The organism is Pirellulales bacterium (assembly GCA_019636335.1).
Classification (GTDB): domain Bacteria; phylum Planctomycetota; class Planctomycetia; order Pirellulales; family JAEUIK01; genus JAHBXR01.
Window position 1 is genome coordinate 112,486 of record JAHBXR010000004.1, and the last position, 25,125, is coordinate 137,610.

General features: G+C 63.9%; 18 protein-coding genes and 1 pseudogene. 4 read left to right on the top strand and 15 right to left on the bottom strand.

From position 1 onward, the window contains the following. Positions 1-60 precede the first annotated feature (60 nt). Complete coding sequence (locus KF708_05820; GenBank protein MBX3412218.1) at positions 61-2,028, bottom strand: hypothetical protein; 1,968 nt, start codon at positions 2,026-2,028, stop codon at positions 61-63. A 73-nt stretch (positions 2,029-2,101) separates the two neighbouring features. Next, positions 2,102-4,123, bottom strand: a complete 2,022-nt coding sequence (locus KF708_05825; protein ID MBX3412219.1) for a hypothetical protein — start codon at positions 4,121-4,123, stop codon at positions 2,102-2,104. A 908-nt stretch (positions 4,124-5,031) separates the two neighbouring features. On the opposite strand from KF708_05825, the gene KF708_05830 reads away from it, so the two are divergent. Then, the gene (locus KF708_05830; protein ID MBX3412220.1) at positions 5,032-6,588 is read left to right on the top strand and encodes a 2-isopropylmalate synthase; all 1,557 of its coding nucleotides are present in this window, start codon (positions 5,032-5,034) and stop codon (positions 6,586-6,588) included. Between the two features lie 100 nt (positions 6,589-6,688). Here KF708_05830 and KF708_05835 read toward each other — a convergent pair whose 3' ends face one another. From KF708_05835 to KF708_05855, 5 genes are all read right to left on the bottom strand, one after another. Next, complete coding sequence (locus KF708_05835; protein ID MBX3412221.1) at positions 6,689-7,183, bottom strand: DUF420 domain-containing protein; 495 nt, start codon at positions 7,181-7,183, stop codon at positions 6,689-6,691. A gap of 205 nt (positions 7,184-7,388) precedes the next feature. After that, a complete protein-coding gene (locus tag KF708_05840; GenBank protein MBX3412222.1) occupies positions 7,389-7,835 on the bottom strand; it encodes a hypothetical protein in 447 nt (148 codons plus the stop codon). Positions 7,836-7,950: 115 nt separating this feature from the next. Beyond that, positions 7,951-10,008 carry a hypothetical protein gene (locus tag KF708_05845; protein ID MBX3412223.1) on the bottom strand — a complete coding sequence of 686 codons (2,058 nt, stop codon included), beginning with the start codon at positions 10,006-10,008 and terminating at the stop codon, positions 7,951-7,953. 546 nt (positions 10,009-10,554) lie between these two features. Next, positions 10,555-12,777, bottom strand: coding sequence for a protein kinase (locus KF708_05850; protein MBX3412224.1), 2,223 nt, complete (start codon positions 12,775-12,777; stop codon positions 10,555-10,557). Next, positions 12,774-13,352 carry a sigma-70 family RNA polymerase sigma factor gene (locus KF708_05855; protein MBX3412225.1) on the bottom strand — a complete coding sequence of 193 codons (579 nt, stop codon included), beginning with the start codon at positions 13,350-13,352 and terminating at the stop codon, positions 12,774-12,776. The genes KF708_05850 and KF708_05855 overlap by 4 nt, the downstream gene beginning before the upstream one ends. Positions 13,353-13,513: 161 nt before the next feature. Between KF708_05855 and KF708_05860 the strand changes: the two genes are divergently transcribed. Then, entirely contained in the window at positions 13,514-14,260 is a 747-nt protein-coding gene (locus tag KF708_05860; protein MBX3412226.1) for a hypothetical protein, read from the top strand. 887 nt (positions 14,261-15,147) lie between these two features. Here the strand turns inward: KF708_05860 and KF708_05865 are convergent. Together KF708_05865 and KF708_05870 are read right to left on the bottom strand one after the other, a co-directional pair. Further along, positions 15,148-15,240 (bottom strand): annotated as a pseudogene (locus tag KF708_05865) (prepilin-type N-terminal cleavage/methylation domain-containing protein). A 124-nt stretch (positions 15,241-15,364) separates the two neighbouring features. Beyond that, positions 15,365-15,985, bottom strand: coding sequence for a class I SAM-dependent methyltransferase (locus KF708_05870; protein ID MBX3412227.1), 621 nt, complete (start codon positions 15,983-15,985; stop codon positions 15,365-15,367). A 369-nt stretch (positions 15,986-16,354) separates the two neighbouring features. Between KF708_05870 and KF708_05875 the strand changes: the two genes are divergently transcribed. Further along, on the top strand, positions 16,355-17,233 hold the full coding sequence (locus KF708_05875; GenBank protein ID MBX3412228.1) for an alpha/beta hydrolase: 879 nt from the start codon (positions 16,355-16,357) through the stop codon (positions 17,231-17,233). Positions 17,234-17,263: 30 nt separating this feature from the next. On the opposite strand, the gene KF708_05880 is transcribed toward KF708_05875, so the two are convergent. The 3 genes from KF708_05880 to motA form a co-directional block, all read right to left on the bottom strand. Next, positions 17,264-18,499 carry a hypothetical protein gene (locus KF708_05880; protein ID MBX3412229.1) on the bottom strand — a complete coding sequence of 412 codons (1,236 nt, stop codon included), beginning with the start codon at positions 18,497-18,499 and terminating at the stop codon, positions 17,264-17,266. A gap of 129 nt (positions 18,500-18,628) precedes the next feature. Then, positions 18,629-19,426 carry an OmpA family protein gene (locus KF708_05885; protein MBX3412230.1) on the bottom strand — a complete coding sequence of 266 codons (798 nt, stop codon included), beginning with the start codon at positions 19,424-19,426 and terminating at the stop codon, positions 18,629-18,631. A 28-nt stretch (positions 19,427-19,454) separates the two neighbouring features. Beyond that, positions 19,455-20,315 (bottom strand): flagellar motor stator protein MotA, encoded by an 861-nt coding sequence (motA, locus tag KF708_05890; GenBank protein ID MBX3412231.1) that lies wholly within the window; start codon positions 20,313-20,315, stop codon positions 19,455-19,457. A 373-nt stretch (positions 20,316-20,688) separates the two neighbouring features. Between motA and KF708_05895 the strand changes: the two genes are divergently transcribed. Next, positions 20,689-21,444 (top strand): hypothetical protein, encoded by a 756-nt coding sequence (locus KF708_05895; GenBank protein ID MBX3412232.1) that lies wholly within the window; start codon positions 20,689-20,691, stop codon positions 21,442-21,444. 34 nt (positions 21,445-21,478) lie between these two features. Here KF708_05895 and KF708_05900 read toward each other — a convergent pair whose 3' ends face one another. From KF708_05900 to KF708_05910, 3 genes are all read right to left on the bottom strand, one after another. Continuing rightward, on the bottom strand, positions 21,479-22,351 hold the full coding sequence (locus tag KF708_05900) for a DNA integrity scanning protein DisA nucleotide-binding domain protein (protein ID MBX3412233.1): 873 nt from the start codon (positions 22,349-22,351) through the stop codon (positions 21,479-21,481). Between the two features lie 280 nt (positions 22,352-22,631). Then, the gene (locus tag KF708_05905; protein MBX3412234.1) at positions 22,632-24,653 is read right to left on the bottom strand and encodes an ABC transporter ATP-binding protein; all 2,022 of its coding nucleotides are present in this window, start codon (positions 24,651-24,653) and stop codon (positions 22,632-22,634) included. A gap of 136 nt (positions 24,654-24,789) precedes the next feature. Next, positions 24,790-25,116 (bottom strand): hypothetical protein, encoded by a 327-nt coding sequence (locus tag KF708_05910; GenBank protein ID MBX3412235.1) that lies wholly within the window; start codon positions 25,114-25,116, stop codon positions 24,790-24,792. Positions 25,117-25,125: the final 9 nt, after the last annotated feature.

The window sequence follows — 25,125 nt, forward strand, 5'->3', positions numbered from 1 at the left end:
TTCCAATCGCCACGGCACGGCAAGAAGTTCGGCCTCGCTCGGCAGGCTCGCCTGGATGTCCTATTCCCACAACTCCATGCGGCGGTCGTTTCGCTGCTGGATCAGACGACGCACCGGCTCTTCCTGTAGTTTGCCGGCAGGGTCGAACAACAGCTCCGACGAGCACTTCTGCGGATCGAGCGGCACGCGACGTTGCCATCGCTCGAGAGCTCCCTTGCGGGCCTGCACGCGCGTCGGCAAGGGGCCAACATAGTCGAACGCGAAATCGCGGAATTCATCGTCTTGTTGCAGCGCGCGATGCGCGAGATAGCGCACCGGCGAATAAGGATCGACGAGCAACTCGGCCAAGAACGGAGGCATCCACTCCGTCCCCGCGATCTGCCGCGCCGGCTCCCAACCAAAATGCCAGGCGGTCAAGGCCCGCTGACCGGCATCGCCGCGCAGCAGCCAGCGGAGCGCCGCCGAAGTGGTCCGAGACTCCTCGTCGAGCTGCGGGGCCGGCTGGCCGTACCAGCTCGTCAGATGCTCCCCCGTCCACTGGAGCGTCTCGTCGAGATGGCACAGATTGCAGGCGTTCGGCCGGCCGTACTTCGTGCTCTCTTCCACGCTCGGGTTCGTCACCGTGTGCGAGCGGATCCCCTTCATCAGCCCGTACGTCGTGTGGGGCATGTGGCAGTTGTAGCAACGGCTCCCTTCCGAATCGGCCGCATGGTGCGTGTGCTCCGTCAGCTTCGACTCGTACTCGCCGTGACACTGCAGGCAGGCCTGGTTGCCGTCCATCCCCGCGCCCAACTGGTTCTCTGGCTTCCCTTCGTGCAGCGAGTGGCAACTGACGCACGACAGGTCGCCGCGTTGATGACAGGCCGTTTCCAAGAGCCCGTTGTATTCCCGACCCGAAACGCGCACCATGCCGTCGGGCCAGAAGAAGTGGCTGAGCATCTCGGCCGACTGCATCGGGTTGGTCGGCTGCGCCAGATCGGGATCTGCTCCCTGTTCGAGCGCCACCCTTCGCGGATTGCGCAATACGAAACGCGTCGAGTCGAGTGGTTGTCCCGGACGAAAGGTGTCTCCCTGACCGTGCCAGTAGTCCTGCTGATCGTGAACCGAGTGGACACTGTGGCAGCGTCCGCAGACTTGAGCCGAAGTCTTCGCATCGCATCGTGCCGGATTGATGATCGTCGGATCGGCCACGTCGCTGGCCGGCTTCCGCGGAGCGTCGAACGCAGCGCCGGCCAGTGCCGTGCCGGCCGCCTCGTGCCTGGCGATGTGCTCCGCCCCCGGACCGTGGCAGGCCTCGCACGCGATGCCCAGTTCGGCCACGCGCGTCTCGGGTGATCCAACCCCTTGAGCGAGCTTCGGCTGACCGGCTACCGCATGGCACGCCACGCAGACTTCGTTCCAGGCCTGCACCTTGAGGGGTGCCTCGTACGGCTCGCTGGGGCCGTGCAAGAAGACGTCCGAACGGGGTACCCAGCGAGCCTCGTCGATGAGATAGATGAGCGGCACGGTCACCAGGCGCTTCGTCTCGGGCCCCTGCACCCAGTAAAGTTGCATGTGGTGCGAGCCGGTCGACATGATCACGCGACGATCGACCTGCGGAGGCTCGCTGGGCAGGCCCGGACGTCGGTCGGCCGGGGGCGCCTTCATGTCGAGATACCACTCGGGGTCGGGCAGATTGACCCAGAACTCCTCGCCCCGGCGCGAAAGGCGATATTCGCGTCCCTGGGCCTTCAACACCACATCGTCGAACGGCGCGACGACCGACTCGGGCGAGACGGCCTGCGTCATCGTGCGATGGTAGCTATGGTGCCACGACCGAAACTGTTCCTGGTGACACTTCTGGCAGGCCTGCGACGTGACGTAGCCCCCCTCGGTGCGCCGACTGGGGAGCATCTCGGCCTGCGTGAGCGAGGTGTGATCGCCGATGCGGATCAGACTGTTGACATAGAGCAGCGCGCCCCCCACGATCGCAAGCAGGAGTGCCCCGCCGATCCAAGGTCGCACGCGGCTGGCGCGCAACCCTGTCATGGGCAGCGCCACCACAATGGCGATCCCGCTTACCAACAGTAATGGCGGCAGAGCGGACCACATCGAGAAACGACTATTCCCAGAGCTCCAACTTGCGATCGTCGCGCGCGCCGATCGTCTTCCGTACGGCCTCCTCCTGCAGCGTCCCGTCCGGGTTCATCAGCAGGCGCGCCGCGGCCGGTGGCGGGATCTCGTGGGGAGCGTTTTTCCAGCGTTCAATCATTTGCTCGCGCACGGCAGCACGCTCCTTGAGGGGCGCGACGAAGTCGTAGTCGATCTCTTGGAAACCTTCGTTCTTCTTGAGCGCGTGGTAGCTCATATAACGCACGGCGGAATAAGGATCGACGAGCAGCTCGGCCAGAAAGGGGGGCATCCAGTCGGTGCCCGAGGCCTGCCGCGCCGGTTCCCAGCCGAAATGCCACGCCGCCAAGGCCCGCTGACCGGCATCGCCGCGCAGCAGCCAGCGGAGCGCCGCCGACGTCTGTTTTTCTTCTTCAAGCAACGTCGGGGCCGGCTGGCCGTACCAACTCGTCAGATGCTCTCCCGTCCACTGGAGCGTCTCGTCGAGATGGCACAGATTGCAGGCGTTCGGCCGGCCGTACTTCGTGCTCTCTTCCACGCTCGGGTTCGTCACCGTGTGCGAGCGAATCCCCTTCATCAGCCCGTACGTCGTGTGGGGCATGTGGCAGTTGTAGCAACGACTCCCTTCCGAATCGGCCGCATGGTGCGTGTGCTCCGTCAGCTTCGACTCGTACTCGCCGTGACACTGCAGGCAGGCCTGGTTGCCGTCCATCCCCGCGCCCAACTGGTTCTCTGGCTTCCCTTCGTGCAGCGAGTGGCAACTGACGCACGCCATGTCACCCCGCTGATAGCAAGGAGACTCGAGCAAGCCGTTGAAATCGCGACCCGAGACTCGCACCTGTCCATCCGGCCAATAGTAGTGCGACAGAATTGCGGGCAGTTGATATTTGTTCGTCGGACGGACGGCGTTCGGGTCCGCTCCTGCTTCGAGCGCGATCTGTCGTGGGTCGCGTACGACGAGCCGATTCTCGAATAAGTTCGTGCCCGGCCGAAACGTATCCCCCTGCCCATGCTTCCAATCGAGCTCGTCCTGGGGATGGCTGATTCCGTGGCACCGTCCGCAGATCTGTGCCGAGGTCTTCGAATCGCAACGGGCGGGGTTGATGATTGTCGGGTCGCCTGAACCCGTGCCGCGCTGCGGCGTCGAAGCCGCCTGGTCGGCGCTGGCGAGTTGGCCGGCTTCAGCCTGGCGCTGGGCAACCGTATGTACCCGCACGTGCTCTTCGCCTGGGCCGTGGCAGGCTTCGCAGGCAATGCCCAATTCGGCCACGCGTGTATCGGCATGGCCACTCTTTTCGTCGACGCGCGGTTGCCCGGCCACGGCGTGGCAATTGACGCACACGTCATTCCACGACTGCACGGGCAGGTGATCTTCGTAATACTTGCCTCCCACCAGGAAGACATTCGCACGAGGGGCCCACCGCTGGTCGTGAATCAGATAGATGATCGGCACGTTGTAGTACCGATTCGTCAAGGGGCTGACCGTCCAATAGAGTTGCATGTGATGCGATCCGGTCGACATCACGATGCGGCGATCCACTTGCGGCGCGTCGGTAAGCTTCACCTTGGATTTCGTTTCCTCCGCTTGCCGCGTCAGGATCCATTCGACGTCGGGCATATTCACCCAGAACTCGTCGCCGCGGCGATAGAAGCGAAACTTGAGTCCTTGGGTTTCAATCTCCGTGTTGTCGAACGGGGCAAGAACCGTCTCGGGGGTTACCGCCTGCGTCATCGTGCGATGGTAACTGTCGTGCCAACTGTGGAACTGGTCGGCGTGGCAAGACTGGCAGGCCTGCGAGCTGACATAGCCCCCTTCGACCCGACGGTCGGGGACCGGTTTCGCCTCGGCCAGATGCGGACCACCCAGAAAGGGGCGCGCGCCAAAGAACAACATTCCTCCCCCTGCCAGCACCAGCAGCAACGCCAGGAGAGCGATGCGCTTGGAAGGCCACGGAAGTCGCGAACCGGTGGCCGGCAGCGCCGCCACGACGGCGATGCCAACGACCAGCATCAATTGTGGAAGGATTCCCCCCATCGATCGAATCTCAGCAAGGGGTCACGGCGAGATGGTTGCGCGGAAACTCGGCACAGAAAAGCGCCACCGAGGGCTATCTTCGAGTCTATCCTGACTCTAGCAGCGAAACAAACTTTCGGCCGTGGCGGAGTGAACCTGGGGCGAGATCCCCGCAGGCGGCTGGGCGCGCCATAAAAAGCCCCCTTCATGCGTCTTGGCCCCGGGCCGCAAACGGTGTCTCGAGCGATTCCTCCGGACAGGCCCCGATCGAATTCGCTCGCGCAGCATGCTGCGCCATCTCCGGGCGCGTGCGAATCCGACACACCGAAGCGTGCGTTGGCCGTGGAGTCCGTCGCACGTATTCCTTGACCGGCAGGTACCAACCCAAGCGGGCCTCAGGGCGATCCTCGCAACCGCTCCAATTCGCCCGATCGTTCGTTTCGACACCCCGGAGGCGCGAACCTGCGAACTTGACCGAGGGTCTTGGGTTCGGTAGAGTCGATAAGCCCTTGAGGCGTCCGGAAATGACCCGAATTGGGTGAATTTCGATCGCCCAAGTCCACAACTGCCTGGGAACGCTTCCCGTGTCGCCACAAACCCTACTGCCGCTACTTTTGCTGGGCCTAGGGGCCCGGTTTGGGCTTGAGGGTTAATCCACGGTCGCTTCCTGAAATCGAATGCCACCGAACCCCGAGGCCCAGCCGGTCTCGGGGTTCTTTTTTTGCCCGTTCGCCGACTTCCAGCGAACCGGAACGGTAGGGAGTAGGATGTTGATGGCCGTTGAAATCCGACCGGGGCGACAAGCCCCTTCGAGGGCATGGCTGGTGCTACGAAGGCCGACCAAGAGTCGGCCTGCTCGTCGCGTCGCACCCACCATCGACCCTGTTTAGCCCGGACCACAAATCATCATGAACGAACCTCGCTCGATCCGCATCTTCGACACGACGCTCCGCGACGGTGAACAATCGCCTGGCGCGAGCATGAACATCCAGGAGAAACTGGAAATCGCGCAGGCGCTGGTCGACCTGGGAGTCGACATCATCGAAGCCGGCTTTCCGATCGCCTCGATCGGCGACTTCGAGGCCGTGCAAGAGATCGCCCGCACGATTCGCGGCTCGACGATCTGCGGCCTGGCCCGCTGCAACGAGGCCGATATCGATCGCGCCTGGGAGGCGCTGCGCGACGCCGAACGCGCCCGCATCCACGTCTTTCTCGCCACCAGTGCCATCCATCGCGAATTCAAGCTGAAGATGGACAAGGAGGAGATCCTGCGCCGCGCCGTGGCCGGGGTCGAACGAGCCGTAGGCTACTGCGACGATATCGAGTTCTCGCCCGAGGACGCCTCGCGCACGGAACTCTCCTTCCTGTGCGAGGTGGTCGAGGCGGCCATCGCTGCCGGCGCCACGACGATCAACATTCCCGACACCGTCGGCTATGCCACGCCCGCGCACATGGCGACGATCATGCGCACCCTGCGCGAACGCGTCACGAACATCGACCGCGCGGTAATCAGCGTACACTGCCACAACGATCTGGGCCTGGCCGTGGCGAACAGTCTCGCCGCCCTCGAGGCCGGCGCCGGCCAGGTCGAATGCACGATCAACGGCATCGGAGAACGGGCCGGCAATTGCTCGCTCGAAGAAGTCGTCATGGCACTGCGCACCCGGCACGATGCCTACCAATGCCAGACGGCCATCCAGACCAAACGACTCGTCCCCACCAGCCGCCTGGTCTCGAAGATCACCGGCCTGCAAGTGCAGCGCAACAAGGCGATCGTCGGCCGCAACGCCTTCGCGCACGAGGCGGGCATCCATCAGGACGGCATGCTCAAGGAGCCGCGCACCTACGAGATCATGCGCCCCGAGGATGTCGGCTTCGCCAAGACCGATCTCGTGCTCGGCAAGCATAGCGGCCGTGCGGCACTCGCCGATCGCTGCGCGACGCTCGGCTACCACCTCTCGCCCGAGCAACTGCAGACGGTCTTCGAGCAGTTCAAGGACCTGGCCGACCGCAAGAAGGTCATCTACGACAGCGATATCTCGGCCCTCTGCGATCAGCAGATTCGCGAAGCGCCGGAGAGCTGGTCGTTCGTGGGCTATGATCTGGCGGCCGGTGCCGGCAAGACCCCCACGGTCACGCTCAAGCTGCGACACGGCGAGGAAGAGAAGTCGCAACTCGTCTCCGATGGCGATGGCCCGATCGACGCCGTCTTCCTGGCCATCGAGCAAATGACGGGCATCTCGGTCGTCTGCAAGGATTTCCAGGTACACAGCGTGTCGATGGGCAAAGACGCCCAGGCCGAAGTCACGGTCGAGGCGGAATACCAGGGCCAGATGTTCCGTGGCCGAGGTATTTCGACCGACAGCATCGAGGCCAGCGCTAAGGCGTTCCTCGACGCGATCAATCGCGTGCTCGCCCTGGGAGTCTCTCCCCTGCCCGAACGCTCTGCCACGGCGTCGCTGTAAAGCGCCGCGAACGTGGCGGCGTCGAATTCAATTCCACGTCGCTAGCGCATTAACAGGCGATAGTCGTGGGCGCGGACCGGTCGTGCCAGCTCCAGGCTCGCTACGCCGCAAAGGCCAGATAGTAGAACGTCCAGCCGGTGACGGTCGTCAGCCCCATATCGATGGCCGCCAGCCGTCCCCACAAAAGATGACTGGCGCTATGCTCCGAGGGCACCGGGGGCGAGGGAAAGCGCCGCAGCGCGCGCACGACCACCAGGGTCCACAAGATCGCCGTCGAGACGGCAAAGAACAGATGTACGTACAGCACGGTGAACACGATCCCCGGCTGCGTCGGCGTTCCATAGTAGGGAGAAGCCTCGGCACGCTCGCGCCAGCCATGCACTCGGATGTCGACCTCGAAGATCACCACGGTCACCGCCAGCACGGCGGCCAAGGCCAACTGAACGCGCTTGTGCCACAGGTAATTCCGGCGATAGCGCACCAGCCAGACGCTCCAGATCAGCGCAGGCATGACCGCGAACATCGCGAGAAACACGACGTCGAGCATGAAGGAGGCCCGCGTTCCCAAGAAGCCATTGAAACCGGCGTACTCCATCCATCCTCCAGGATGCCTGAGCGAAATGAGCGGCGCACGATGGGCGCCCCAAGCAGCCCATCTACTGACGAGATTCTAGGCGAAGAGCGCCCCGTGCAGAATGCCGGTTCCCGCTCGGCGGAGACATCACCCGAGGTACCCACCTCCGTTCTTCGGTGCGGTCGGGGGCGCCGCACGCTAAAGAAAACACCGAGGACGAGCCCCACTAGTGGCCCTCGAGATCGGCCCGCAGCCGCTCCAGCTCGCGCCGCAGGGCGGGCACCTCAGACTCGTCGATCCGCTCGTCCGCGGCCAGGGCGTCGAGCTGATCGTTGAGCGACATCCACTCGACGAACTCGATCTTTTTCCCACGCGCCGCGAGACGCAATTGGGCCACCTGCTCGAGCAGATCGTCGCGTTCCTCGGCGGGGATCTCGGCGCTGCCGATCAGCCGTTCGACGCGGGCCAGATCGCTATCGACGCCGTAACGCACGAAACTGGGCCACAACCACAGCGCGCCGCCACTGCAGAACACCAACATCGCCAGCGTCGCGCCACAGCCGAGCGCGAACGAGCTCACACACCCCCGGCCACCGCCGGCCGGCAGCCTGGTGTGCGGATTCTCACGGTGCGTGCTGCTGAAATCGCCGTAGGGATTGGCTTTGCCGAACATCGCCGTGCGCAACTCAAGTCATCGAGGCACTGCCTGCGGACGATTGTCACCAAACCTGATCGGTACGGCAAGCCAGGCCGGCACTCGACTGGCATTCAGTTACGTCCTCGATCTTTCAATACTCCCCAATCAGGTAGAACCACGTGTTGGATTCCAGCCCACCCGCATCGGTGACCTTGGCCGTGATCGACTCGAAAGAATTCTCCGGCAAATGAACCGTGTATGAAAAAGCGCCGTTTTCGTCAGTCGTCGTCGAGTGTCCGGCGAGGAGACCTCCGAATTCGACCGTGAGCCCTTCATTCCCTTCGGGGTCGATCACACGTCCAAAGAACGTGTAGATATTGCCCGGTTGAACGTACCACCCTTGTTCATTGCCTGGTGGCGCCACGATTTTGGGTGGATCGTTCACGGGCTCGACTTGTACTTCGAAGGTCGTGTTGGTCGTAAACCCTAAATTATCGGTGGCACTGATGGTCAGTGTCGCGCTACCGAATTCGTCGGACGCAAAAGAAATGATCAATTCGCCCGTCACCGGATTGATCTCTACCGAAGAGAAGAGCTGCGAGTTGGTATTCGAGACGATTGAATAGCTCAACGACAGACCAGACTGCTGAGCATCGCTGAAGATGGTAGCTAAGCTGATGACGATCGAGTCGGCGTCTTCGTCGACCACAATGTTGTCGATGCCGTTCGTGGTGGGAAACGTATTGGTCTCGGTCAGCTCGCCCGTCGTCAGATCGGTGAGCGTATCCAGCGGCAAGTCTGCCAACAGCCAATCGGCGTCTGCGCCCCCCGTCAGGACATCTACCGCGGTATCATTGATCAGCGTCGAGCCGTTGAGATATTTACCATTGTTGGCGCCCCCCGCTTCACCACTGAGGCGCGCCACGCGCACGTTATAGCTGGCCTCGGAGGTCCATTCCTTGAGAATGTCCGACCAGGCGACTTCCTCGGGCTGACCGAAGCCCCCCTTCCCCCCCCACAGCAGATCTTCGCCGGCATCGCCCTGCAGCGTGTCGGCGCCCATCCCTCCCACCAACACATCGCGACCGTTGCCACCGTAGAGCACATCGGCGCCATCCTGGCCGTGCAGCAGATCGTGACCATCGTTGCCGTAGAGCGTGTCGTTCCCCCCGCCACCGAACAGCACGTTGTCCAACGCGTTGCCGATGATCAGGTCGGCGCCGCTCGTACCGCGCACATTCTCGAGACCCCGGCTGCTGGATAACGTGATCTTCGTGCCTGCGCTGACCGTCTGCTGACTGGTCGAGCTCAAGTCGAGCGTAATCGCCGTGCCGAACTCGCCAAAGTCGATGGAATCGTGATCGCTATCGGCGGCTTCGACGATTGTGTCCTCACCCTGCGCAACCCCACGGTAGCCATAAAAGTCCGATCCTGTGCCACCGATCAGCAGGTCGTTTCCGCCATCGCCGTAGATCGTGTCTCCCTCGGCGCCGTCTCCTCCGTAGATGGTGTCGTCCCCTTCGCCGCCGTTGAGATAGTCCCCTTCGGGTCCGTCCCCGCCGTGGATCCAGTCGTGACCATCGCCGCCGTCGACGAAATCGATGCCCGAGCCGGCGTCGATCGAATCGTTGCCGTCTCCTCCGTAGATGCTGTCGTTCCCCTCGCCCCCATCGCTGCTGCTGCCGTATAGAGCCGAGATCGTGTCGTCGCCGGCGCCGGCGTAAATCAGATCCGCCCCCTTGTGGCCGATGATGAAGTCGGCAAAGCCGCTGCCGGTGATGACGTCGTCTCCCCCGCCTCCGTTCAGCGTGGTGCCGAGGATCCCGGTGAAGCCATGGGCCGCGGTCACGTCACCGAGATGAATCTTGTCGTTACCGTCGGCGCCCCCCATATAGTTCGTGCCGGCGACATCGATGAGTTGCACCATGCCGGTCGTCACGCCGGCGGCACTCCCGTTCCAATGGACGACACTGCCCGACTCGTTCTCGACCGAAACATAGCCGCTTCGCGCGCGGATAAAGAGCTCGTCGCTCTGCTCAGTGCCTACCACCGACAACTTGCCGAGACTTGCATTCCAGGTGGTGTTGATCGACAGCAGTCGTCGTGACTCGAGTGATTCTGCCGTCAGGATCCTTCCGGACGGACGCCTTCGTTGTTTGGTACCGTGTACATAGGTGGCCAATCGTCGCGAGTCACTTCGCAGGTACATGTCAGATCTCCTGGCGTGCATGCGCAGCGCGAACCAGGGCAGACAAGACCGCCTGAATGCTCCGCGCGAACGGAATCGATGGAGTGGTCACCGAGGGCCAAAGGGGGCCCGGCAGGTTGACCGCCGAGGGACTAGATCACCCTCTGCACCTGCCTCGAGTGACGCTGGGGGGTTCGCCGCACGCAGAGATCGGCAAGGTCACAGACCAAACCGATCGGCGCACAAGGCGCAGCGAACACGGCAAACTCGTCCCAGGACGAGTGCCCATGAGTAGAACTAAACGGACACGCCAAAAACGGCGTTTCGGAAAACAAGCAACAATAGTGGATGCGCCGTGTACACAATTCGAGCAGGTGTCACGGGAAGCGAGCCCCTCACCGGGACCGCTCCGCCCTAAGGGGCGGGGGAAGTATCCCTCGGCCTGGGCGGATCGCAGGATGCGCTCCCAAAATCGCGACGTCGGTCGTGATGTTGCGAGCCGTGAGCAGCCTTGCTGCGAACCTGGCGAGGGGGAAGAGTGCCACGAGGGCGTTCTTTTCCAGGCTGCTAAGGGGCGAAAGCGGCTGCAAATTCCGGGAGCGTCCGGTCCCCCAGGGGATCTTGCAAAGTGGGAGAGGCAAAGCGAGCTGCCGGCATCCGCGCGTGCCGGCAAAGGGCCGCGAACCTGGGATCGGAACGGAGCGCGCCAAAGCGAGGATCGTGCTCGACGCCCCCAGGATCGAGACCCAGTTCGACGGCCGCTTTCAGATGATCGAGCGCAGCTTCTACCCACTGGGGATCCAACTCCGCAGCTTTCGCGTAAATGGTCGCCGCCAATAAGCGTGTTTGACCGGTGTCTGGCCCGATGGCCAATGCCTGCTCGATGTCGACCATTGCCCGTTGCGGCACGTTCGACGTGTTGAACGAATGATTCAGATGGGCGCTTGCGCGCCCGATCCAGGCCGGCTGGCAGTTCGGATCGAGCTCGATCGCCCTCTCAAAGCAAGCGATGGCCTGATTCGTCCTGCCACTTCGGCTCTCGGCATACCCTCGCACGTACCAAACCTTGGCCGTGTTGAACCCCAGCTTAATTGCCTGTTCGGTGTGGTAAACGGCGGCGTCGAAGTAATGTTCTTTTGCCCGGCAAAAAGCGAGCGCCGCGTGTACCTGTGCGTTTGGTAGCAGTTCTAACGCTTCCTCGTAGTCTCCGGCGGCGAGGCCGTACTTGCCTTGCACCTGATAGATGCGTCCCCGGGTCGCCAACGTGACGGCGTCGCGTTTTCCCGACTCGATTGCGGCGGTGATCAAATGGGCGGCGAGCGGCTCGTCTCCCGCTCGAAAAGCCACGACCGCCGCTGTCGAGGCACGCTCGGCATAGGGTGGCCGCAGCCACCACCACGCGGCGCCGCAGGCCAGCGCCCCGCCCAGCACGGCGGCACAACAGGCCACGAACACTCGATGACGCACCACCCAGCGACGCACGCGGCAACGCCAACTCAGCCAGTCGCGCAACTCGTGGCCTACTTCGGCGGCCGAACTAGGGCGCCCTTCCGGCTCGAATGCCACGCAGCGTTCCACGAGCGCACGTAGCCGACTATCCCGCGCCAGAACCGAGTCGTCCGGGTACCACGGCGCGCCGCGTTGATTTTTCAAGTGCTGCTGCGCCGCGTCTTCGAGCGAGGTGGGCGCTGACTCCTTGGCAGGCGGAAAGGGCACCTGCCCCGTCAGCAGTTCGTACAACACGATCCCCAGCGCGAAAATATCGGCCCGCTCGCCGTGCTCGGGTGCTACGTCGATCACCTCGCGCGAAATGCCGGCCACCATCTCCGGGGCCATATAGGGGAGCGTGCCCCCCAGGTTGCGATGCGCCTCGGCGGGATCGACCGAAAGATTGAAGTCGAGCAGCATGGGCCGCCCCGACCAATCGAGCAGAATGTTCGACGGCTTCAGGTCGCGATGCTGAATCCCGCGACCGTGCGCGTAGCTGAGCGCATCGGCGATCTGTGCCACGAGACCGACGATCTGCTCCTCGAAACTCGGGCCAAACCAGGGACGCGATTCGGCGCGAACGTCGGAATTCGGCTGAGCCTGCGCCACGCGTCGCAACAAGCCCGCCAGGCGGCGGGGCGATTCCTCGGCCAGCGACTGGTCGAGCAGATCGCACAAGGTCGCACGGCCGTGAAAGGCCATGCAGATCGCCGACAGCCCGCTCTCCGCGTCGTACTTGACGCTGTGTACGGTCACGATATTCGGATGCTTGAGCTGCCCCAGCAGCCGTGCCTCGCGTTCGGCAATCGCGGTGACCTTGAGCACGACCTCACGATTGCCGAGTGTGGGATCGGTCGCGAGAAACACCCGCGCAAACGCGCCGTGGCCGATCTCCTCGACCAGTTGAAAGCCCGCGAACACCTCCCCCGCGACGGGCCAGATCGACGTGTCCGATAGCCCCACAAGATCGAACGACCCCAGCAGCTCGTGAATCTCGAGACGCCGCCTCACCGAGGCCTGATAGCGGGCAAAGCGTCCGGAAAATTGCTCGGGATCGACCTCCTCGCCCGATTCTCGGCGCAGGCAGAATTCCTCGTAGGCGAGATCCACCACCAGCGACTTGTGCTGCTGCAGTTCGGGATTGGCGCGCAGCGCCTCCAGCGCATCGATCGTCGTCCCGCCGCGCCATTGGCGTTTGATCTCCTCGACGAGATTCTCCTCGCGCCGAGAGCGCTGCGAGCTGATATTCAGCGTCGAGGCTTCGTGTTCCGACCGCGTCGATTGTCGCTGGGCAGGGCTCATGTCCCGGTCTCAAGGTATTCGCGTTCGATCGAATCCATGACACGACGAACGGTCCGCTCGGCGCAGCCCAGCGCGGCGGCGATTTCCACATACGTGGCGCCTTTGGCGCGCATCTCGACCATCTCGCGATAGTGCTGCGGCAGACCGGCCATCAAAAGCTGCCAGCGTTCCTTCGCAGCCACCACCTGGCTGGGACGCGCTCCGTGCGCTTCCAGTGCGATCTCGTTCGAGGGCGCCCCGCCGAGTGGCACGCCCCGGCGAATATCGCGGCAGGCCCGATGATGATCGCGCACGGCATGTCGCAGCTTGTTGCGTACGATCGCCGTAATGAGCCCCACCAGTTCTTTCGGCTGGTCGATGCCCGCCAGACGCGAACGATGACGGAAGAACGACATCCAGGCTGCTTGCGCCAGATCGATCGAGTCGAGCCGCGTGCGCATCTGAGGTCCCAGCCCTCGCGCTAGCACGCTGCGAACGTGGGGCTCGTAGCGCTCGACGAGCTCCCACGCGGCCGAATCCGAGCCGGCGCGAACCTCTTCGAGGAGTTCGGCGAATGTGCGCTGAGTGGATGGCATCTTAAGTGGGTAACTATTCAACCCGGCCCCCCCATATTGGCGCTAGCTGCGGATATCGTACCTGCTGCGAAACTTTTTTTCGAAGTTCATGTCCGGTGACAGCCGGCCAGGGGCACACCTAGGTGGGGATTGCGATCACTGCCACCGCCACGCGTGCAAACATGACTAGGCTACTCGACCAGAGAACCTTCGCCAACGGTTCAGATCGCCTGGAACGCATTCTCCGCATGGTGCGTTTGCTCCGTACCTGGCCCCTCTCCACCAATCAGGCCGTCGCGGCCGAACTCGGCGTCAGCGTGCGTACCGTGCTGCGCTATCGGGCGCTGCTGGCACGTGCCGGCTACGGAACGCAACTCGATGGGGCTGATGTGGCTCCGTCGCGCGCCAAATCGGAAGCTCGGTTCTCCGTCGACGAGGTGCTGGCCCTGCTCATGGCCGCCCGGGTCTCGTCGGTCCGCTTTGGCGACATCAAGTGCGATCCGCTGGCCTCGGCCGTGGAAAAACTACTCGACACATTAACCACTAATCAGCGGCACGAAGTCAATGCTGCACTTTCCGCATTTTTCGTAGAATCCGTGGAGTACCGTCCCAGTACCGAGGAAGCGGCCGTCTTCGATACGCTGGTCCAGGCCCTCCGCCGCCGGAAGCGCCTGCGGCTGCTCTACCGCGGCGACGATCGCAAAGATCTCGTCCCCACCATGCTCTCGCAAGTTCGCATCGGTCGAGAGGAGGGGGCCTGGGTGGTCTTCGGTCGCTCTTCGTGGCATCGGCGCGTTGTCGCCATTCCGCTTAAGGCAATCGTCCAGATCGAAGAAACGAAGGAAACGGACGACGATCGCGAGTCCTTCCAACCGATCCGCCACCCCAGCGGCGCGTTGACCCTCAAGCGGCTCGATATCGCCGGGTAGGCTCACGACCCGATCCCTCAGCGCTCGGCCGAGTCCCGTCGATTGGCGTTTCGGGCATGTACGTACAGGTCGATCGTGTATTCGACGTGTCGCACCGACCCATCGCAAAAGGCCATTTGGCATCCGCCCGGGTGCGCGCTGCCAAACCGCTGCAGGCGGGCAGAAGGCTCATCCGCCATCGGAGGGTTCACCCCAAAGCGGCAGTTGTCGATCGAAAAACCCGCGTACATGCTCTCGTCGTCGCCGTCATCTTCACCCGTCTGGTAATAATCCTGGTGAATGTATTTTTCACCCACGAGATAGGTATTCGAGGCGCCATCCTGCACGTCTTCGAGACTCACCTCGCTGCGCTGGAAGCAGATGCCGGTGTAGAGATGCCGGGCCGTCCACGGATAGTTCGGACGTCGACCGTCGGCGAGGCTCGTAGGCCCTGCTCCCATCGATGTCGCGCGATCGCCGCCATTAGCCGCATAGTCTGAACGGGCCACGACCGTCACGGCCGCCGTTTCGCGCGGCTGCTGCCGATGGCCGTATTGAGCCGCGGGCGCTTTCACCACCGTGGGTAGTACCTCGGCCGTGCGGCGACTCGGACAGTTCATTGTCGCCAGAGGAGTGACGATGCGGCGGGCACTGGCCTGGGCGCGGGCATCCCCCGTCTCGCCGCTCCCCAGGTTGCGCAGGGCGTCCTGCTCGAGAAACGGCAACACGCCGTACACCCATCCTCCGGGCTGCTGGCGATCGTAGCCCTCGTCGGGCATGCCCACCCAGGCATAGCCCCATCCTCCGGTCGGAAAATGCCCGTGCGTGTCTTCGTGCGCGAGCATGGCCAGCACGATCTGCCGGAGGTGGTTCGCACACTGCGAGCGACGTGCCGACTCGCGCGAGAACTGGATCGCCGGCAACAATAGCGCCGCCAATATGCCAAGGATGCCGACCACCATCAGCAGTTCGATGAGCGTAAAGCCCCGGCGGAAAGACATGGGCCCAAAATGCTCCACCGTCGAAGAGGGTGTGAATCGTTGAACCCCGGCGAGCAACCGGATTATTGAAGTATTCTCACCCGTGGCGCGGCCAGACGCAATGGCGATGCCATGCCAACACTGGTCAGGCTTTGCGTTGGGCCATTCCCGTGTAATGAGCGGCCAGGATGGCTGGTGTCCCCGGCATCTCGAAGCGTTCCAAACGCTCGATCGTCAATCCTGCCACATCGATCAAGCGGTCGATCGGGCGGTTCAAGTGGCAGCCGCAGGCCACGAACTTCTGCACGCTATTCCAGCGATCCTGACGCCGGGCAACACGCGGATCCTCGCTTCGCCCATGCTCCAGGAAGAGAAACTTCCCCGTCGGCGCCAGCACCCGCCGCACTTCGGCCAGAGCCTGCTCGACGTCGGGAATCGTACACAGCGTCCACGTCGAGACCACGGTGTCGAAGCGCCCCGCGTCGAACGGCAAGGCCGTCGCATCGAGCTGGGCATGCTCCACGGGGAACTCCACCTCGCGAATGCGCTTTTCCACCTTCTTGGGAAGATGACGCGCCGGATCGATGATGGTCAGCCGCGACACGCCCGCCGGATAACACGCGAGGTTCAATCCGGTGCCGAAGCCGATCTCGAGCATGTCTCCCCGCGCGGCGGCTAGCGCCGTCCGCCGACACTCCATCAGGCGACGCTGTCCCATGACCAGGTCGAGCACGCGCGGAAAGATCACATCGCCATATAGGGACATCGTCGAGAACTCACCTCACCTGGCATGTTGCGTTCTGGCAGCCCTCTCGAGAGGTGTTTGTCACCGCAGTGCCCTGCGCCATGCAAGACCGTCAACGCCGCGACTCCCATGATCGCCTCCCCTTCCCGGCTGATTAGCGTGACGAAGGCTGGCACTTCCGTAAACCACCCACCGTGCGAATCCGCCCTCAGTTCCAGATGCCAGGAACGCAGAGATGGCTTCTTGCCGATCGGCGCCAAGATGCGTTCGGCTGGGCATGCCGCCGGTACACCTCGGGCCGGCTGGTGACCCGTGCGCTGCGACCAGTTATCATGGCGGCCATTCTTGCACTGCCGATTTTTCCGCGCTCGTTTTTGCCGAGGTCCCACGATGTCCCATCCGCTGATGCGTCGTTTTCTTGCCGCGATCACGATCGTCGTCCTGGGTACGAGCGCGACGCGCGGCGCCGATGTTCCGGTCGAAGTCGAATCGAACGTCGAATACGGCACCGGCGGCGGAGAACCTCTCACGTTGCATCTGGCGAAGCCCAGCTCGGGCGAAGGGCCCTTTCCGGTTATCGTGGCCATCCACGGCGGCGGCTGGATCGGCGGCACCAAAGATAGTCACATCGCCAACATCAAAGACTACGCGTCGAAGGGATACGTGGCGGTGTCGGTCGGATACCGCCTCGCACCGAAGCATCCTTTTCCCGCGCAGATCGAAGATTGCAAATGTGCCGTCCGCTGGCTGCGTGCGCATGCCGACGAGTTGAAGATCGATCCCAACTGCATCGGCGCGATCGGTTGGTCGGCGGGCGCGCACCTGGCGATGATGCTTGGCGTGATGGATTCGAGCGATGGCTGCGAGGGCAAAGGTGGCTGCGCCGAAGAATCGAGCAAGGTGCAGGCCGTCGTCGCCTACGCCGGTCCGACCAACCTGCTGGCCGAATTCCCCGACATCGCGGTACCGATCCTTGACAAGTTCCTCGCCGGTCCGCTCCAAGAACGCCGCGCCGCGTATCGTAATGCCTCGCCGGTCACGTACGTCAACAGCGGCGACGCGCCGATGCTCCTCTTTCACGGCACGAAGGACGAGATCGTGCCGTACGAACAGGCCGTCGACATGGTCGCCGCCCTGACGAAAGCAGGCGTACCGGGCCGCATCGAATTGCTCCTCGGCGCCGGCCACGGCTGGGGTCCCGAAGAAGCTGCTCGCACGGACCGCGAGGCGCAGGCCTTTTTCGACGCGGAGCTCCAGCCGCAGAAGTAGCCGTCGCGTCGTAACGCACAATGGCCCGGCTTACGCGGTGCGCGGCAACACGAGCGGCGTATCGCCCGTCTCGACACGGCCGACACGCCGCGTGACGAGCGCCGTCACCGTTCCTTGAAAACGCGTCACGATCAACGTCGCTGCTTCGTCCCCGGGCACGTGCAATTGCCGGCGCAACTCTTCGGGATCGTACGGCACGCCGCGCTTCTTCACTTCCAGGCGCCCCAGGCCCCGGCTCCGCAACAGCGCCTTCAGGCGCTTCGGCTGAAAGGGCAGGATGGCCGTCACTTCAAAGCTCGCTGCCAGCAAACCGTTCACCGGCACGTCCCCCGTCAGGTAACCGATGCCGGGCTCGATGCCTTCGAGACGGTGTTGTTCGGCCAGTACCCCCGACAAACCCGCTGCCAGCACCGCCGGATCGGGCTCGATCAGGTAACGACCGATCCGCGTCGCCGTCTGGGGCACCGCTGCCGCCGGTCCACGAAGCGTCTCGTAGGCGCCGCCATTGGCGATGCGCGTGGCACAGCAGGTGCCCGGCTCGGACGCGAGCGCGCCGAACCAGACGACCAGTTGGCGGCATTCGCCCCCGCGGCTGATCCACTCTGCTTCGGCCACCTCGCGCCAATCACCGGGCAAGCTGGCGGCAGGCGATAGTTTTACGGCGCCGTTGGGACGCGAGCCGAGCAGCCCACGAATGAAGTTATCGTTGGGCTCGTGGTCCTCGACACGAATGGTGCGTCCACCGTGCGGTCTTCGATCGGGATCGAGATGCCACACGTCGAACCGGGCGACATCCACCTCCTCGACGCCGGCCGCCAGGCCGCGCGCAGGATGCGCCGCCCCTAGCGCGCGGCAGTTCGCCTCGGCCATCAGTACCTTGTGCTCCTGGCAATCGACGCCGAGGGTCGGCCCGCGCTCGGCGAGCGCCGCCAAATCGCCACCAATGCCGCAACAAAGATCGGCGCACGTCACATCCTGCGGATAGCGGCGTGCCTTGTACGAGGCCACCACTCGATCGGTCGCCTGTTCGAGTCCCAGCGGCGTGAAGAACATCTGCTCGGCCGCCGCCTGGAACTTCTCGCGTGCCTTGGCCCGCAACGAGACCTGCTCGAGCACCAAATGGGTCCGCTCGGGCGAAAGGGACTTACGCAGCCGAGAGGTGGCCGCCACCAGCGGCTCGCGGCGCTCCGCCGTTTCGGCCATCAGCGCAGCAGCCTCCGCGCCCAGCAGCCAGCGGTAATCGCCGAGCACTCCGGTTGCAGTCATGGCGAGCGTCTGGCTAGCGGCTTGCCGCCAGAACAGGCTGCAAGAAGACGATGCAGCCACCGACGGCAAAAGTCCCATTGTACCCCCAACGGGGTCCATCCGGCCATGCCGACAATTGCCCGAAGCGGCTTAATGGATGGCTGCCTGATCGGTGGGCAGTCCTACCTGGGGCGGCGGCTCGTTCAGTTTTTCGCGCTCGTCGCGCGTCCCCCTCAGGTCATTCGTATGCTCGCCGAGCATGGTGATCTCGACGCGCGAGTTCTTGGCCACCGCCTCCGATTCGGTGCGCAAGGTGAACGGTTCGGACGAGCCTGCCTGGCTCATGCGAATACGTTCGGCGGGAATCCCCTTCGACTCGAGATACTTCATCGTCGCCAGGCAACGATCGTAGCTCAGACGCCAGGGGTCCACCGCTTTAGCCCCCTCGGTGGCGGGCAACTCGACGGCATGCCCGCGCACCTCGATCTTGAAGGGCTTGCCGAGCAGGATTGGGACCAGTTCGTTGATCCGCTGCCTGGCCGGGGCGTCCAGCTCGGCCGAGTGGTCGGCAAAGAACACCACCGTACCGACGGCGGCCTTGTCGCCATCGTGCAGGACGAAGAGGCGCGGCTTGCGCGAGATCTGCCCTTCGTCCGACATGACGGCACGTTCCGTGGGGGGCATCTCCCCCGCGCCGCGTCCCTTCTTGCGATCTCCCTTGAACCGGCCGGTGGCCGTCGGGGCGCCACCATCTTTGCGCAGCGGCAACAACGACGACGAGCTGGGACGGTCCGACGGAATGCCGTAAGGATCCTTGAAGTACTGCGAGATGGCCTCCTTGACGGGCGCGTTCTGCTGGGTGATCCACATCACCATGAAGAAGGCCATCATCGCGGTCACGAAGTCCGCGTAGGCCACCTTCCAGGCGCCGCCTCCTTTTCCCGCCATCGCCAACCAATCCTTTCACGCGGGGAACTTAGTTCCCTTCGATTTCCTTAAAGATCTCTTCCACCTCTTCGCGGCTGGGACGCATGTCCGATGCCACGCTGCGGCGGGCCTGCTCGATCGCCACCTTGGGCGGAATGTTGTTCACGAAGGCGATGATCACCGTGGCGATCGTACGGAAGAACCCCAGCTCTTCTTCTCCCTGGAACTCCATGCGCGAGGCCAACGGCGCGAAGAAGCCGTAGCACAAGAGAATCCCCAGGAACGTACCGACGAGCGCGGTACCCACCTTGTGACCGATCTCGTGGATCGGCCCGTCGATGGCGCCCATCGTGATCACGATGCCGAGCACCGCCGCCACGATGCCGAAGCCCGGCAGCGAGTCGGCCGTCTTCTGCATCACGTTCAAGGGACCGTGATGCTCGTGGGCCACGACGTTGATGTCGGCCTCCAAGAGCTGCGGCAATTGCTCGGGCTTGGTCGTGCCATCGATGATCGGCATCAGCGCGCCGCAGATGAACTCGGTCACGTGGTGGTCGTCGGCAATGCGCGGATACTTGGCAAAGATGCTGCTCTCCTCCGGCTTCGACAGATGCGCTTCGAGCGCCATCAGGCCGTCGCGCCGCGCCAGACGCAGCAGTTCGTACAGCAGGCGGAACAGATCGCGATACGACTGTGGTCCATACCGGGAGCCTTTGACCGCCTGCAGCACTCCCTTCATCAGGTTGACGAGCACCGCCTTGGGCGACATGACGATCAGCGCGCCGAGCGCGGCGCCGCCGATCGTCAGCAATTCCGAGGGGTGAATGAGCGAACCGATGGTGCCACCCGACATGGTGAAACCACCAAGCACGGCGCCCATCACGACAATGACACCGACGATGACCAGCATGGTTGCTTCGCGGATTTCGGGGGGGAAGGTGGTGTGGGGGGCAATCGCGCGCGGAGTGACGGCGCAGCAGTATGCACCGCACATAGATATGTAGCTTGCCTTGCAACCACTTGCGGCGATGGAAGGGTGTTCCGTGGCTGGTCGTGTGGGTTGTAACGGAAATACCAATGACGCGACGGCGGCTCGTGATCGGATCGGCCGACACGTGTCGCCGCCAGGCCGCGTGTATGTGTTGCGTAAGGTCGAGCGCGCGCGGCCCCGGCGGCCGATTCCTCGCGCGCCGCTGGTCGATGTAAGTCGATAAGCGTCCGCTCCCGTAGATTTCTTCGCGACGGGATACGTCTGACGCGCTATCCGGCTGGGAGCCGGCGCCATGTCCGCTCCAAAACCGATGCCCGTGCTGGTCGCGGCGAAGCCATCCGCCGCCCAGGGAGGAACTCGCGCGATGTTTGGCCGCACCAAGATGATGCTCGTGGGCCTGGCTGCCGCCGTGGGCGTTCCTTACGCCGTCAGTTCGACCGGCGTGACGAAGACGATCTCGTCGAGCGACGAAGCGGCGCCCGCGGTGGCCGTCACCGCGACCAAGGAAACTTCGTCGAGCTTCCAGATCCCCTTTCTGAGCTCGTCGGAAGAAACGAAACCGGCGCGAATCTCCGACGTACCCGCCTTGCCCTTCGATCCGCGCATCGCGGGCGATCCGGTGCAGAACCTGGGCGAGATCTTCAACTTCCACGTCACCACTGGCTGGGTGATGGGACGCTGGCCGCGCGTCTCCACGCGCCTGGGCGAGATCGACCTGCAAGGCTACCGCGTGCCGCTCGTGAGCGGCACCGCCTACGACGACGTCGCCGGCGCGCTGACCTACTACTTCAACAAGGAACAGAAGGTCGAGCGGATCACCTTCTTCGGCACGACGGGCGATCCCCAGAAGCTGATCGCCGCGGTCCAACAGCTCGGCCTGTCGCAGGTGATCCACCCCGACGCCGGCCTGATGCTCTACCAGCACATGTGGAACGGCCAGGTCGAGAGTGAGCTGCAAGTCCGGCCGGCCAAGGTGGTGCGTTCCGGATCGCCCCACGAGCGGTACTCGGTGGCGCTCGTGCTGGTCCGCCCGTCGAAACTCAAATGAGCGAGGATCATCGAACGCAGGCCCGGCGGTGCGTTCAATCGCGGCCGTCTTGATCGTGCTCGAAGTCGCGCCATTTCATGGGGCGGCGGAAGGGCTCGACGCGCAGCACGACCTCGCCGTTCTGAAAGATGCGCACGGTCCCGCTCGACTCGCTGACGGCGATCGCCACGGCCTTGGTCGATCGGCTCACCGCGGCGGCGGCCCAATGGCGGGCGCCGAGCCCCTTGGACAGCGTCAGCCCCGCGGCCGGCGCGTCGACGTACCGCGCCGCGGCCTCGACCGTGCCATCGGCCGCGATGACGATCGCGCCATCCATCTGCGCGATCTCTTTGATGCCTTCGCGCACCTTGGCATTCTTGATGTTGCGTTCCTTGCGGCTGTATCCCTTCACGGGGTCGAAGCCGGTCGGGTAGCTACTGGCCAGCACCTTGCGCGTATCGCCGACGACGAACAGCGTGCCGATCGGCTTTCCTTCGCGACCTTCGCGGCCGATCTCGAGGGCCAGGTTCACCACCGTGCGCAGCGTTTCGAGCGGGACGCGGCTTTCGAGCTGGCGCAGATCGGCCACGGTGAGACGACCCAAGTGCTCGCCCAGGTCGAGCAGGCTGAGCGAATCGAACTCGCGCTCCTCGAAGCCACTGTAGAGCGACACGACACGACAACCGGGCGCGAGGATGTCGTCGGCCACGCTTTCCAACAAGGCCTGCGTGAGCCGCTCGTAGACGGGCAGATCGACGACTCCCACGATCACCGTCGGCAAGCCGCATTCTTGCGCGCCGGCAAGACAATCGGGAGTCGAGGCCGCCGCCAGCAGCTTCACGCCGTCGGCCAGCCCCTTCGCCTTGGCCCAATCGATCGGACGCTCGGCCAGCAACAGCAGTGCGTCAGCGTCGGTCGCCCGTGCCATGCGCACGGCGTTCTCGAAGATCGTCTCGAAAAGCTCGTCGACGTGCTGAGACTTCGCCATTGCGCGACATGAATGGTCAACGGGAGCCAGCCCCCGGGCGCGCACGCCGCGCCAGGAACGGTCTCACCTCGGGGAGAAAAAGCAGCGAACCGGGCGATCCTTCGCCCAAGGAGGGAATCCACGACAACCACGTGCATGGTAAGGCTTTTCGCCGCGCCCGGCAACCGCCCCCGGCCACTTCGCCGCGCGCCCGTTTGCCGTCGCCTGGCCCCCTCACGGGTCATGCAATCTCGCGGAGTTGGATATCGTACAACCGGGCGTAAAGATCGCAGCGGCGCACCAGCTCTTCGTGCGTGCCGATGTCGAGAATCCGCCCTGAATTCATCACCACGATCCGATCGGCCAGGGCCAACGTGGCCATGCGGTGCGTGATGAGGAACGTGGTCCGGTTCCGCACGAATGTTTCGAGCACCTTCTGAATGAGCTGCTCGCTTTCGAGATCGACCTGGCTGGTGGCTTCATCGAGGATCAGGATCGAAGGATCGCGCAGGATCGCCCGCGCCAGCGCGATCCGTTGCCGCTGACCGCCCGAGAGTTGTCCGCCGCGCGGACCAACGACACTCTCGTAGCCCGCGTGCAAACGCTCTTCGATAAAGCGGTGGGCGTGCGCCTGCTTGGCCGCCTCGATCACTTGCTCGCGCGTGGCATGCGGCGCCCCGTAGCGAATGTTGTTGAGCACGGTGTCATCGAACAGGTGCGGTTCCTGCGTGACGAGTCCGATCTGTTGCCGCAGGTCGCGCAACCGCACCTCGCGCAGATCGACGCCGTCGAGCTTCACCGAGCCCGATACCGGATCGAAAAAGCGCGGAATCAGATTGGCCAGCGTCGACTTGCCGCAGCCGTTCGGTCCGACGATGGCGATCGTCTCGCCAAAAGGGACGCGGAGATTCACGTCGTTGACCACCGGCACGCCCGGACGATAGGCGAACTCGACGCGGTCGAAGTGCAACTCGCGCGCGTGGCGCCCCAGCTTGCGCGGCGCGGGGGGATCCTTGATCGTCGGCTCCCGATCGATCATCGCAAAGATGCGATCGCTCGCCGCCGACGCACGCTGGATACGGCTGAAGATTTCCGACAATTTCCGGGCCGGATCGCTCGTGCCAGCCAGCAAGCCGTAGAACAGCACGAGTGCCCCCACGTCGAAGGGGCGGTCGCTCATGCGAATGCCGAAGAGATGCGTCTTTTGCTCGAGTACGAGGTAGGCCCCCGCCATCAGCGCCAGGCAGATCGTGACGATGCCCATGAACTCGGTCAGGGGGCGCGTCAGCGAATCGTAACGATCGATCCGCACCGCCTTTTTGTTGTACTTCTTGCCGGCGCGATGGAAGCGGGCCCGCTCGGAGCGCTCCATCGTAAAGGCCTTCACGATCTTGATCCCCTGCAGCGTCTCTTCGAGCACGCCGTAGAGTTGCGACATCTCTTCCATGGCCTTGCGATTGGCGCGTTTCAGGGTTTTGGCCAGCGAACCGATCAGGTAGGCGGCAATCGGAGCCACGACCAGCGACAGCACCAGCAACTGCCAGCTAATCAGCGCCGCGCCGGCGAAGCAGACGAACATCTTGAGCGGCTCGCGAATGGCCTTGCCGAAGAGGGCCTTCATGCCGGCGGCCAGCGACTCGATGTCCTGCGTGAAGCGGCACATCAGGTCGCTCGTCCCTTCATCGGTGAAGGTGGCCAGATCCATGCGCAGCGTGCGTCGATAGAACTCGTTGCGCAATTGGAATGTTGTCCGCTGCACGAGCAGGCTGACCAGGATCGACTGCGCGATGAAGAACACGCTTTTGATCAGCGTGCCCACGATCAGCAGCAGCACGATCAGCACGAGGGTCTGAAAGGCGTCGTGCGGCAGGAAGCGATCGATGTAGTATTTGGCCAACTCGTAATTGGCGACGGCGCGTTCTTCGGCCGCCAGGCGATGACGGACGCCGGCCAGCTCGCGATCGGCCTCTTGCCTCGCGTCACCTTGCAATTTCGTCAGTTGTGCTTCGAGTTCCGTCGCCTGCGCGCGAATCGGCGCGGCGGTCGCCTCGGCGTCCGAGATCTTCGTACGCACCCAATCCTGCATCGTGCTGCGCTTGAAGATCACCTCGACGAACGGGTAGACCGGGCCGATGTTGGCCCCCCACATGACGCCGACGACGATGGCACAGACCACCGACGAGACAAACAACAGACGGTGCTGGAGCGCCATGCGCATCGCGCGACCGAACGTGCTGGGACGAGATGTTTTTTCTTGTGGCACGCGACCTGGATCCATGAAGGTGCGCCTGCGCAGACCGGCAGGCAGAGATACCGCCAAATGATGAGCGGCGTCTTGTAACAGATGCCGCGCGTGCGGCCAAGATCAGCGGCGCGGGGCTCGGCCCCTTCCCTTCCCCTCAGGGTCGCCGGCGATAGCGTCGATAGGCCTCCCAGGCCGCCGCCGAGCCGCTGGCGATCACGCTGACGGCCACCAATACCGCCAGCGGCGCCACCAGTGCTATCACGACAAAGGTGGCGGAACTCGACTCCGCTTCGACCCAGGCCATCTTGCTGCGCAGCAGTCCGCCCAAGACGGCGCAGAGCACGCTGGCGATGAGCATCAGCCGGAACAGCGTGGCCAGCGTGAAGCGCGGCAAGCCAGCCCCCGCCTGTTCCGCCGCCGGCGGAGCAGGAGTCGTCGTCGGAGGCGATTTCCCGCGCGGGGGCTTCTTGCTCGGGGGCATCGACGTCTC

What these genes read in the sequence shown, in the direction of transcription:
- KF708_05875 (MBX3412228.1), top strand. Translation starts at nt 16,355, where the DNA reads ATGTCCCATCCGCTGATGCGTCGTTTTCTTGCCGCGATCACGATCGTC.
- KF708_05830 (MBX3412220.1), top strand. Translation starts at nt 5,032, where the DNA reads ATGAACGAACCTCGCTCGATCCGCATCTTCGACACGACGCTCCGCGAC.
- KF708_05870 (MBX3412227.1), bottom strand. Translation starts at nt 15,985, where the DNA reads ATGTCCCTATATGGCGATGTGATCTTTCCGCGCGTGCTCGACCTGGTC.
- motA (MBX3412231.1), bottom strand. Translation starts at nt 20,315, where the DNA reads ATGCTGGTCATCGTCGGTGTCATTGTCGTGATGGGCGCCGTGCTTGGT.
- KF708_05840 (MBX3412222.1), bottom strand. Translation starts at nt 7,835, where the DNA reads ATGTTCGGCAAAGCCAATCCCTACGGCGATTTCAGCAGCACGCACCGT.
- KF708_05820 (MBX3412218.1), bottom strand. Translation starts at nt 2,028, where the DNA reads ATGACAGGGTTGCGCGCCAGCCGCGTGCGACCTTGGATCGGCGGGGCA.
- KF708_05900 (MBX3412233.1), bottom strand. Translation starts at nt 22,351, where the DNA reads ATGGCACGGGCGACCGACGCTGACGCACTGCTGTTGCTGGCCGAGCGT.
- KF708_05910 (MBX3412235.1), bottom strand. Translation starts at nt 25,116, where the DNA reads ATGCCCCCGAGCAAGAAGCCCCCGCGCGGGAAATCGCCTCCGACGACG.
- KF708_05845 (MBX3412223.1), bottom strand. Translation starts at nt 10,008, where the DNA reads ATGTACCTGCGAAGTGACTCGCGACGATTGGCCACCTATGTACACGGT.
- KF708_05850 (MBX3412224.1), bottom strand. Translation starts at nt 12,777, where the DNA reads ATGAGCCCTGCCCAGCGACAATCGACGCGGTCGGAACACGAAGCCTCG.
- KF708_05860 (MBX3412226.1), top strand. Translation starts at nt 13,514, where the DNA reads ATGACTAGGCTACTCGACCAGAGAACCTTCGCCAACGGTTCAGATCGC.
- KF708_05835 (MBX3412221.1), bottom strand. Translation starts at nt 7,183, where the DNA reads ATGGAGTACGCCGGTTTCAATGGCTTCTTGGGAACGCGGGCCTCCTTC.
- KF708_05885 (MBX3412230.1), bottom strand. Translation starts at nt 19,426, where the DNA reads ATGGCGGGAAAAGGAGGCGGCGCCTGGAAGGTGGCCTACGCGGACTTC.
- KF708_05880 (MBX3412229.1), bottom strand. Translation starts at nt 18,499, where the DNA reads ATGACTGCAACCGGAGTGCTCGGCGATTACCGCTGGCTGCTGGGCGCG.
- KF708_05895 (MBX3412232.1), top strand. Translation starts at nt 20,689, where the DNA reads ATGTCCGCTCCAAAACCGATGCCCGTGCTGGTCGCGGCGAAGCCATCC.
- KF708_05855 (MBX3412225.1), bottom strand. Translation starts at nt 13,352, where the DNA reads ATGCCATCCACTCAGCGCACATTCGCCGAACTCCTCGAAGAGGTTCGC.